The following is a 9,538-nucleotide window of genomic DNA, read 5'->3' as shown; positions in this document are numbered from 1 at the left end:
TCGATTCCTCGCTGATCACGGGCGTCGGCATCGAGACGGTGGCCGCCGCTGATCTGACCGTCGAAATCGATGGCGATGCCTTCTCCTCGCTCAACTCGATTCACAACACAGGCAGTGGCGTAGGCAACGCCGGCTGGACGCACGCGATCTCAGTCAACAATCCGAGCGGTCCGGGTCTGACGCTCGAAGACGGCACCCCGGTGTCGATCGAACTGGTCGCGGATGTCTCGATCGAGGTCAGCTTCGCCGGCCAGATCCCGCTCGGGAACACCTATGACACGCCCGGCGGGCTGGTGATCAGCGGCGATACGTTCACGTTTGACGTCGATGTGACACAGACCACGCCGTCGCCGCTGGGCCTGCTGACCGACACGCGACTCGTCTTCAACCGGACGGGCACCATCGCGGGCATCGCGACAGACGATTGCCCCGGCGATGTCAACGGCGACGGCGACCTCAACGGCTCCGATTTCTTCGCCTGGGTCGCCGCGTTCGGCAGCCTCGATCCGGTCGCCGATGTGAACCGCGATGGCTCGGTCGATGGCTCCGACTTCTTCGCCTGGGTCGCGGCCTTCGGCCAGGGCTGCGACAGACGTGGCCCCGCCCATCGGAAGCCCAAGCCGCGCCTTCACGCACATCGAGCTGCTTGTCGTCATCTCGATTATCGCGCTGCTGATCGGCATCCTGCTACCCTCGCTCGGCTCAGCCCGGGAGACCGCGCGGCAGGTGCAGTGCGCTTCGCGCGTGCGGCAGCTCGGTCTCGCGGTCAGCCTGTACGGGCTGGATTTCAACGGCCTGCTGCCGCCGCACAACACGGTCGACGCCTCGCTCGATGACCCCTTGAACCCCGGCGCTGGCGCGAACGTCTCGTGGTGCTGGGCGCAGGTCTCGGGCGATATCGACCGGGCGTTCACCAACGGCTCGCTGTCCCGGTATCTCGACTATGTCTCGACCATCGCGGGCTGCCCGTCGTGGGACACGCCCGAAGCCGCGATCGATTGGGGACTCACGACGCCGTTCTTCAGCGAGTTCGCGCTGCCGCTGGTTGTCCACTATGGCTACAACGGCCGCATGCTCGGCGCGAACCTCGGCGGCGGCGTGTGGAAATCGAAGCAGGTCTCGCAGCTCGGCAGCCCGGCGCGGACCGTGCTGTTTGCCGATAGCGGACAGGCGAGCACCGACCTCGTCTCCGGCGGCATCGCCGAGGTCTGGCCGCAGTGGGAATTGCAACCGCCCGCGAACGATCCGAACTTCCGAGTGACCGCCGGCAACACGGTGCACGGCCGGCACGGCGGCTCCTCGAAGAGCAACGTGCTCTGGGCCGACGGGCATGTTTCATCGAACGCGGTGACGACCAAATTCTCACGACCCGAGCAAGCTCCGCTCTCGCTCGGCACACTCGATCCCAACCCGCAAGACGGAGCCACCAACGACTGGTGGGACGACCAATGACGCACGCCGTAAGCCGCCGACTCATTTCATCGATCGCAGTCCTCGCGACAGGAATCGCCCTGGTTGGGTGCAGTTCGAGCCGCCCGCCGAGCTTCCCGGCCGAGGCGTCGCTCGAGCAGAAGATCGAGATCACCCGAGAGCACCTGGCGCTGCCCGGCGCGGTCGTCGCGGTCTATCGCGATGGCGAGCCGCTCATCGACCGAGCCTTCGGCATCGCATCGCTCGAGACCGGCGAGCCGATGACAACCGACCATCACTTCCGGATCGCGAGCCTGACCAAGCCGGTGATCGCAACGGTCATTCTCCAACTCGTCGATGAGGGCCACGTCTCGCTCGATGATCCGATCGGCCAATACATCGACGGCGTGCCGGGCGGCGATGTCATCACGCTCAGGCAGCTCGCGCAGCACACCAGCGGGCTGCGAAACTACATCGCGATCTCGGACGTCAAGGACGCCTTCGCGAACGAACCAACGCGGACATGGACCGAAGAGGAGCTACTCGACCTGGCGTTCGAGGAAGGCCCGTACTTCAAACCCGGCAGAGATGGTTGGATGTACAGCAACACCAACTACATCTTGCTCGGGCAGATGATCGAGCGCGTGGAGTCCAAACCGCTCGCGGCGGTGATCGAAGATCGAATCGCCAGACCGCTCGGTCTGACCGGCACGTTCTACTCGACCGATGCAGCGATACCGGCTCCGGCAACGACCGGCTACCAGTACGGCGACGAGACCGGCCCGAAGTTCTGGGTCGGCAAGGGCACCATCCCATACGACGTCACCGACGCGTCGCCCTCGATGTGGCACGCCGCAGGAGCAATGGTCTCAACGCTCGATGATGTCCGCACGCTGCTCGACGCAATCGTCACCGGTGCGCTGATCAGCGAATCGAGCCATCGGGAGCAGATGATCTGGCGCGATTCAGGCTACCCCGTGGACTACAGCTACGGCCTCGGCGTCATCAACTACATGGGCGCGATCGGTCACAACGGGCACGTCCCCGGCTACCAGGTCTCGGCATTCCACGTGCCAGAAGAGATGCTGACAGTTGTTGTGCTCGCGAACCTCTACAGCAGCCCGAACTATGAGGAGCCGGCCAACGCGATCATGTTTGTGATACTCCGCGACCTGCTCGACCGGTCGTATGCCCCGCCGGGTTGGGGTGGCTGGTGAGCTGCCTTCTGATAGCAACCGAAGCTTGTGCCGCAAAGCGAAGAAAGTACACGATGCCACCCGCGCGGCAAGGTCGGAAACGAGTAGTCAGCTCTCTTCGACGGCCTCGTTTCGACACCGCGACTTGGACCACACTAGACAGTGCGCCATACGGTTGTACGTCGTTGTTTTCGAGAGCTCTGGTTGCCCCAATGCTCGTGTTTGATTGTTGATTCGCGCCGCACTGGCACCTGATTTGATCCTCTGATCAACGAGAGAGCAGGAAACGACGTGTTGTTTCTGGCGTTTCTTCGGACTCTGTCGCGAGTTCTGCTAAGGCTTGGAAGCCTGCAGTGTGACCTGCAGTTCTAGCGGATGACCATCCCGCAGAACCGTCACGGTCACGATATCTCCCGGAACGTGATCTGCCATCAGCTCCATCCAGCCGCCAATACTATCTATGTCGCTGCCGTCCCACGCCATGAGGCGGTCGCCCGCCAGCACGCCGCCGCTCTCGGCCGAGCCGCCGGGGCTGACGCGTTGGACCGCGACACCGGGCTCGCTGTCGTTGTAGTTGCCGGGCATGATGCCGAAGCGGACCTTTATCGAGCCCATCGACATCGACGGGCCGCGGTCATAGCCCTCGATCTCCTGGAATGACAGACCGTCAAACCGCTGGGCCGCTTCGAGCGCGATAGCTGACGCGAGTTCGGTGATCAGCGCGCCGCCCCGGATATTTAGCTTCCACGATTCATCCGCGGGCGTGTGGTAGTCACTGTGGAACGGGCTGATCGTAAAGAACAGGACGGGGATCTCTTCGTCATAAAACGCCGCATGGTCCGACCGTGCGGAGAGTCCACCGGGACGCAGCACTTCGAGCGGCGTCTCGCTCGCGGCCCGTGCGATGATTGCCGAAAGGGCATCTGACGTTCCATCGCCGCTGACCGACACTCGATCGCCCGTCACGCGGCCGATCATGTCGAAGTTGATCATCAGGTCAATATGATCGAGCGGTCTCGGAGGGTGCTGCACAAAGTGCCGTGAGCCGTTGAGGCCAACCTCCTCGGCGGAGAACGTCGTAAAGATGATCGAGCGGGCGTCGGCGCTCGGCGGCAGCTGGGCGTACATACCAGCAAGCGTCTGCGCAGCGAGCAACACCCCTGCGGTGCCCGATGCGTTATCGTCCGCGCCTTCGTGAAGCTCGCCCTTGCCGCTGAGCGAGCCGACGATGCCGTCGCCGAGGTGATCGTGGTGCGCACCGATGACGATGAACCGCGACGCCAGCTCGCCCCGACCCTTCAGGACCGCACCGATGTTGCGAGCCTCGATCGGCTCGGCAGGCGTTTCGGCTCCGTGACCGTGCGAGCGGAGGACGAACGAGAACGGCTGCGCGTATGTCGCCGATTCTTCCCGCCCGAACGCGGGGGCGAGCCCGAGCGATTCGAAGCGATCGATGATGTATGCCTCGGCTCGTTCGATGCCGGCCGTTCCCGGGAATCGGCCCTGCATGAACGGGCTCGCGAGCACCGTCGCGTGCTCGCCGAACGTGCGGGCGTTCGCCGAGACCGACGACATCGCATCGGCAACGGGCGAACCGCTTTCGGCAACGGCTGGCCCGGTTCGATCCGAGGACTCGAGTTCGAGCCCTTCGGGGACGACCGCGCTCGTTCGCGCGATGTACAGCTGCGAGGACCGCCGACCGGTGCTTTGAGGCGCATCACGCTGGCCGGTCCACATCACCAGCTCGCCTTTGGAGCAGAACACAGGGAGCCCGTCGAAGCCGGGCGCGTTAGTGATCCGCACGGCGGTCGGCATCTCGCCAGCAGCGGTGAGCCGCGACGGGATCGCAAACACCTCGTAGTTTCGATGAGACACATTGGACGTCGCGTAGAGCAGATATTCGCCCGTCGGGTAGTGGAAGTAGGGTGCCCAGTTGACGTGGCCGTCGTCGGTCAGTCGGGTTTCCTTGGCGATGCCCGTCGGCGAGCCGTCGGGGCCAAACGCAAGATCGCTGACATACAACTGGAGCAGATCGTTGAGATCCCGATCCGAGCGGTATGTGATGCGCGTGCCGTCGGGTGAGAAGAAGGGCCCGCCGTCATAGCCCGGCTCGGTGATGAGCGGGGTGTGTGAGTCTTTGGCGATGTCGTAGATCCACAGATCGCCGTCTTCATCGCCCGGATCGACGTGCGTGTACAGAATGAACCGGCCATCGGGCGACCAGGATCCTTCGGCGTCGTAGCCATCGCGCGAGAAAATCGGCACAGGCGAGTCGAGGTCCGGTCTCGCGAGAAGCTCGTCCCGAAGCCGCGGGTTGGCAACCTCGCCCGCGACGATCGTGCTGACGGTCTGCGAGACGATCTCCATCTCCCTCGGAAACTCCCAGGAATACCGTGAGTTGTCACGCTGGTACGCCGCGTTATCAGCGTTGGACGGCTCAACGATCGTTGATCCATAGAGCACAACGCCCGGCAATGTCGGATGGAACCAGCCGCACGTGTTGGCCGACTTCGGCGCCGACAGACGGATCGGATCATCCAGCCCGGTCGGGTTGCCGAGGTCGTCGTACTGAAGCCGGGCGACGAACATGGCGTACACGGGCGACCCACCGGTCTCTTCTTCCACGGGGACGGCTTGGAAGATGATCCATCGCCGATCGGGCGAAAAGTACGCCTCGCCCGCTCGAGAGAACTGCTGCGGCGACGTCAGCCGAACCGGCTCGGTCGCAAAGAACGGCTCGTTGCCCGCAGAATCGTCGGGCTGGACACAGGTCGAACACGACTCGGCACGCGTCATGCAGAAGCACGCACCGAAGCGGCCGCTGAGGCGGCGGCCCAAGAGCCGCTCGGCGGGCCGCTCGATCAGACCGGCTTCGTATTCCACCTCCGGGCGATCGGCCCGTGCCGTCCCCGCCGCCGTCGCAACGAGAAGACAGACGCCCGCCAAGAACATGGCGATAACAAACGACCGGGACCGCACGATCACGCCACGTCGCCGATGTACTCGATGCATCTCAGTGCTCTCCGATAAGACCCAGCCGGAGCAAGAACTTCTCCGCTTCCTCCAGCGTCGCTTTATCGTATTCCGACACACGCGGCACCCGCCCGCACGGGCAGAGCAGATCCGGCAGCATCGCGGGCTCGCCGGTTCTATCGACGTGGGCCCGCACGATCGCGTAGTAGACCGCCGAAGCGGCACGGCAAAAGTCATTGATCTCGTCTTGCGTCATGTCCGATGCCGGCTTACGCATCCCACTCTCGCTTGGCTATGGCTGCCAGTCCCGATCACCAGCCCGGCGAGCCGGGTCCGACCAGTTTCGCCGGTCGAGCAGCCCGTCTTCGTTGAGCAGCCCCGCGTGACCATCGAGCCAGCCGACCGCGGCCGACCCTGCGTACCGAGGGTGGACCCGGCCGAACGACTCTGCGGGCACCATCGTCGGGGTCTCTTCGTCGAAACGGGCGTCGAGCGGCGGGAGATCGACGACCAGATAGCCGTCCACGCGCGTCGGGCCGACAAAGAAACGCGCCGATGCGAATGTAATCAGCCCGGATGGCTGCTGGGCATCGCCCAGCTTACGGATGTGCTGGTTCCGTTTGATCCAGTTGCTGTTCCGGTAGTCTCCGCCGACAAAGCGGCGGTTCATGCCGAAGGATGGAAACACGCTGATCTCGTAGGCCCACCCGGCCGTGTTGCCGTCAGCGAAATAGAGATCGCGATCTTTGACAACGGCCGCCCGTTCGCCGATGTGTGTGGTTCCCGCCCAGCCGTAGTCGAAGTACTGCCCGAGGCGGTAGGCCCATCGCTCGTTGACCGGGGAGCCGAGTTCTTGCCCGAACTCATCGGTTACGCCAACGGCGTCTTCCGGCCGAAGAAACGCCGGGATCACAAAATCGCTGTGATCGTTCGCGTACAAGGCGTGGGCCTGCATCAACGTGCGGGCCGCGGCCGACGCCTTGACCGCCTCGGCCGTATCCCGTGCCGACCGGAGCGACGGCACCAGGATCCCGATCAGAAGAGCGATGATCGAGATGACCACAAGCAACTCGATGAGTGTGAAGCCCGATCGAGCCTTCATCGACGGCGCCTCACACCGCCCATGGCGAGCAGCGCAGCGGCCGCAGTAGCGGTACCGGGAGAGGGGACCGGACCAAAGACGCGCACTGCGTCGGACTGTGCGATCCTCAGCGTATCAAAGGTCAGCGTATCGATCGAAAGGCGGTCCAGGCTCATGGATGAAGCAATCGCCTCGAATTCGATCAAGTACTCGTTGCGGCTGTCCGGGATCTCGAAGCGGAAGAGTGTGTCGACGAGCGTGCCGCCGAAAGTTCCGCCAACGGCATCCCTGTTCAACTCCACGATCTCCACGGGATCAAACCCGCCGATCCGCATGCTTTCGTAGTCCATCTCATTGCCGAGCGTGCGTGCCTGCACGAGAACGGTGGTGCCGCTGCTGCGATCGCGCAGTCCGTTCTGCGGCCCGTAGCTCGGGATGGTGACTTCGAACTCGGTCGCGGCAGAGAACGAGTAGATGTTCCCGCCGCTGGTGACGAACGACGTACCCGACGTCTCGACGACATCGGGCGTTGTCCACCCCGACGGAAGCGTGCTCGGGAACTGACCGACATCGGGCAGGTTTCCACCGGTCGGGCTCTCGAAGAAGTCCCACTCCGCGTAGAACGAATTGTCGGTCCCGCGAGACCACCCGAAACTGTCCGGCGAAACGAAATCGGCACTTGCCGCCCCAGCGGTGGCAACCGAGGCGATGACGGCGGTCAGGGATGCAGTATTCATAACGTCTCCTTTGGCATGGAGGGTGTGATGCGGAACATCTGGAAAGCCGCGATGACGGGGTACGGAACGGGTGTCAACAAGACAGAGCCGCCCGACGCGATCCCCGCCATCGCGGCGAGTCGTTAGCGCCGACGGCGAGCGGCGGTCAGCCCTGTCAGGCCGAGGAGCAAAGCCGATGCGGGAGCGGGGATCACGATCCGGGCAGTGACCGCATCGCCCGCAAGATCGCTCGAAGACGAGTTGACGAATGCGACTGCCGCGCCGCCCTCGGGGTCGAGCAGCGCGCTGCTTCCGAGCGTGTAGGCGAAGTTCGCGTCGCCGTTCGCAATCCACTCGTTGACGAGGCCGGTGATATCCCATTCGAACACACCGAAGCCATCGACGGTCGAGGTCGACACGATGCTGGACGTTGTGATCTGCGTATCACGGAAGTCGATCCACGAACCAGGACCGCTCGGAAGATTTTGGTCGATCGTGGCCAGCGGATCCGCGGTGAGGCTGTGCAGCGAGATCTCGGCGGGGTTGGCCGCGTCAACGTCGGGGAAGAAGCCCGTGCTCGCATTCTCCACTCGGAACGTCGCCTGCGGCACCGGCCCGCTGAACGCCGACGGATCAAAGTCGAACGCGAAGTACGCGGTCTCACCCGTGACGCCGAAAATCGACGGCGATGTGACGCGGTTGGTCGCTCGGCTGCTGCCGGCCTCCTCGCCACGCAAGAAATCGCTCTGGAAGAAACCCGAGGACATGTAGTCCTGGGCAACGAGAATTTCAGAAGGCTGGGCGAGCGCTGTGCCCGCGGCCGCGGCTGCGATACACGCAGCGAGACCAGTGAACGTACCCATGTCAGTCTCTCCTTGGATTGATACGTTGTGAAATGTGAACACATGTGCCGCTGAGCATCAGCGGCGACGCCGAGCCCCGGCGATCGCCAGCACTGCGACTGGGACAGTCGTCATCGGCGCGGGCACGGCAACCGAGAGGCTGATCGTGCCGACGCCGTCGTGCGATGTTGAGATGAACGAATCGCCGACCCGCGTGCCGAGCGTCGAGCCTGTCGCCGCGAGCCAGTAGTCACCCGCGGCGAGGTCGGCGAACGACAGCAGGCTTGTGAAGTCGCCGGCACCGTCGTCGTTGAACTCGACAAGCGACCCCGTCGAGTCGAACAACGCGATCAGCGTGTCATCTGTCTGGATGCCGCCGTCAAGCTCGCTGATGGTGCTGCCCGCGGTCGAGAACTGGATCGCGCCGCCGGTATGAGCGATGTCGTACCACTGTATCTCACCCTCGCTGATCGGTTCGGCGAGGCTTGTACCGACGCCGACGCTTGTCGACGCCGGGAAGAGCGACGCATTGAAACCGAACTCTGCCTCACTGATCGACCAGTTGGTTGAGTCAGGGAACGTGTTCGGGGTGTACGCCTCAAGCGACCACGCGCCATTCACGCTCGCCGGCGCAAAGCCGGAAGACCAGCCGCTGAACGGTGTCTCGCCGAGCACGATGCCCTGCTGGCCCGCGATCGGTCCCGTGTACTCGAGGCCGTTGGGCCCTTGCACCGAGGCGAAGACATCCTCCTCGAAAAAGAAAAAGTTTGGTGCGCTGGTCAGCGTGCCCGACCACGACAGGCTTCGGGCAACGAATGACTCGGAGAAGGCACCGGAGGCGGTCCCGTTCCCCGGGTCGCCGAGGCCGCCTGCCGGGCCGATGCTGCTGACAGAAAAGCTCGCGGATTGTGCTTGCAATCCAGACGCGATAGACGCGGCGACGAGGCCAACGCCGATGAAACAGCGGTGCATGCCTGAACCTCCCAGGTCGGCCGGGTGGTCATCCCGGTCCTGTGGGGCCCAGCTGAAGCGTTCCGAGCGTCAGGTCCATTCCGATCGGAAACCGATCGGTCGCGTCGGGGCCTAAGGGGCTCGCGGGACATCAGCACATCCCGGCTACAATTGAGATCGAGTCTCAACGCGGATAGGCTAAGCGGCTGAAAATGGGCCGTCTAGTCCTGCCAGGCTGAATTTTTTCCGATTCTGCGAGAACATGTATGCGGAAGGACTAGCAGATATCGGACAACGACGCCCGGCTTGCACCCGCTCACGCGGAACTCGTCGCGGGATCGGCATCCTGCGAGCCCAGAAGGTCGCGCT

The 9,538-nt window shown here is 63.8% G+C and carries 9 protein-coding genes; 3 read left to right on the top strand and 6 right to left on the bottom strand.

Annotated features, from left to right (window positions below):
- The 3 genes from AAGD32_17845 to AAGD32_17835 form a co-directional block, all read left to right on the top strand.
- Positions 1 to 836, top strand: an 836-nt coding sequence (locus tag AAGD32_17845) for a GC-type dockerin domain-anchored protein (GenBank protein ID MEM8876111.1), incomplete at its 5' end; no start/stop codon positions are given.
- Positions 745 to 1,452, top strand: coding sequence for a hypothetical protein (locus tag AAGD32_17840; protein MEM8876110.1), 708 nt, complete (start codon positions 745 to 747; stop codon positions 1,450 to 1,452). The genes AAGD32_17845 and AAGD32_17840, both read left to right, overlap by 92 nt.
- Positions 1,449 to 2,627 (top strand): serine hydrolase domain-containing protein, encoded by a 1,179-nt coding sequence (locus AAGD32_17835; GenBank protein MEM8876109.1) that lies wholly within the window; start codon positions 1,449 to 1,451, stop codon positions 2,625 to 2,627. Before AAGD32_17840 ends, AAGD32_17835 begins: the two co-directional genes overlap by 4 nt.
- 312 nt (positions 2,628 to 2,939) lie before the next feature.
- Here AAGD32_17835 and AAGD32_17830 read toward each other — a convergent pair whose 3' ends face one another.
- From AAGD32_17830 to AAGD32_17805, 6 genes are all read right to left on the bottom strand, one after another.
- Positions 2,940 to 5,558 carry a M28 family peptidase gene (locus AAGD32_17830; GenBank protein MEM8876108.1) on the bottom strand — a complete coding sequence of 873 codons (2,619 nt, stop codon included), beginning with the start codon at positions 5,556 to 5,558 and terminating at the stop codon, positions 2,940 to 2,942.
- A 61-nt stretch (positions 5,559 to 5,619) separates the two neighbouring features.
- A complete protein-coding gene (locus AAGD32_17825) occupies positions 5,620 to 5,835 on the bottom strand; it encodes a hypothetical protein (GenBank protein ID MEM8876107.1) in 216 nt (71 codons plus the stop codon).
- Between the two features lie 36 nt (positions 5,836 to 5,871).
- A complete protein-coding gene (locus tag AAGD32_17820) occupies positions 5,872 to 6,681 on the bottom strand; it encodes a type II secretion system protein (protein ID MEM8876106.1) in 810 nt (269 codons plus the stop codon).
- Positions 6,678 to 7,397 (bottom strand): hypothetical protein, encoded by a 720-nt coding sequence (locus AAGD32_17815; protein ID MEM8876105.1) that lies wholly within the window; start codon positions 7,395 to 7,397, stop codon positions 6,678 to 6,680. The genes AAGD32_17820 and AAGD32_17815 overlap by 4 nt, the downstream gene beginning before the upstream one ends.
- A 122-nt stretch (positions 7,398 to 7,519) precedes the next feature.
- A complete protein-coding gene (locus AAGD32_17810; GenBank protein ID MEM8876104.1) occupies positions 7,520 to 8,239 on the bottom strand; it encodes a hypothetical protein in 720 nt (239 codons plus the stop codon).
- Positions 8,240 to 8,296: 57 nt separating this feature from the next.
- On the bottom strand, positions 8,297 to 9,190 hold the full coding sequence (locus tag AAGD32_17805; protein ID MEM8876103.1) for a hypothetical protein: 894 nt from the start codon (positions 9,188 to 9,190) through the stop codon (positions 8,297 to 8,299).
- Positions 9,191 to 9,538: the final 348 nt, after the last annotated feature.

Source organism: Planctomycetota bacterium, from assembly GCA_039182125.1.
Lineage (GTDB): Bacteria > Planctomycetota > Phycisphaerae > Tepidisphaerales > Tepidisphaeraceae > JBCDCH01.
The sequence above is the reverse complement of the archived record's forward strand: the minus strand, read 5'-3'. Positions and strand labels throughout refer to the sequence as shown.

Bases quoted from the DNA above. Each gene is read 5' to 3' on its own strand.
- AAGD32_17835 (MEM8876109.1), top strand. From the start codon at position 1,449: ATGACGCACGCCGTAAGCCGCCGACTCATTTCATCGATCGCAGTCCTC.
- AAGD32_17830 (MEM8876108.1), bottom strand. From the start codon at position 5,558: ATGTTCTTGGCGGGCGTCTGTCTTCTCGTTGCGACGGCGGCGGGGACG.
- AAGD32_17825 (MEM8876107.1), bottom strand. From the start codon at position 5,835: ATGACGCAAGACGAGATCAATGACTTTTGCCGTGCCGCTTCGGCGGTC.
- AAGD32_17820 (MEM8876106.1), bottom strand. From the start codon at position 6,681: ATGAAGGCTCGATCGGGCTTCACACTCATCGAGTTGCTTGTGGTCATC.
- AAGD32_17815 (MEM8876105.1), bottom strand. From the start codon at position 7,397: ATGAATACTGCATCCCTGACCGCCGTCATCGCCTCGGTTGCCACCGCT.
- AAGD32_17810 (MEM8876104.1), bottom strand. From the start codon at position 8,239: ATGGGTACGTTCACTGGTCTCGCTGCGTGTATCGCAGCCGCGGCCGCG.
- AAGD32_17805 (MEM8876103.1), bottom strand. From the start codon at position 9,190: ATGCACCGCTGTTTCATCGGCGTTGGCCTCGTCGCCGCGTCTATCGCG.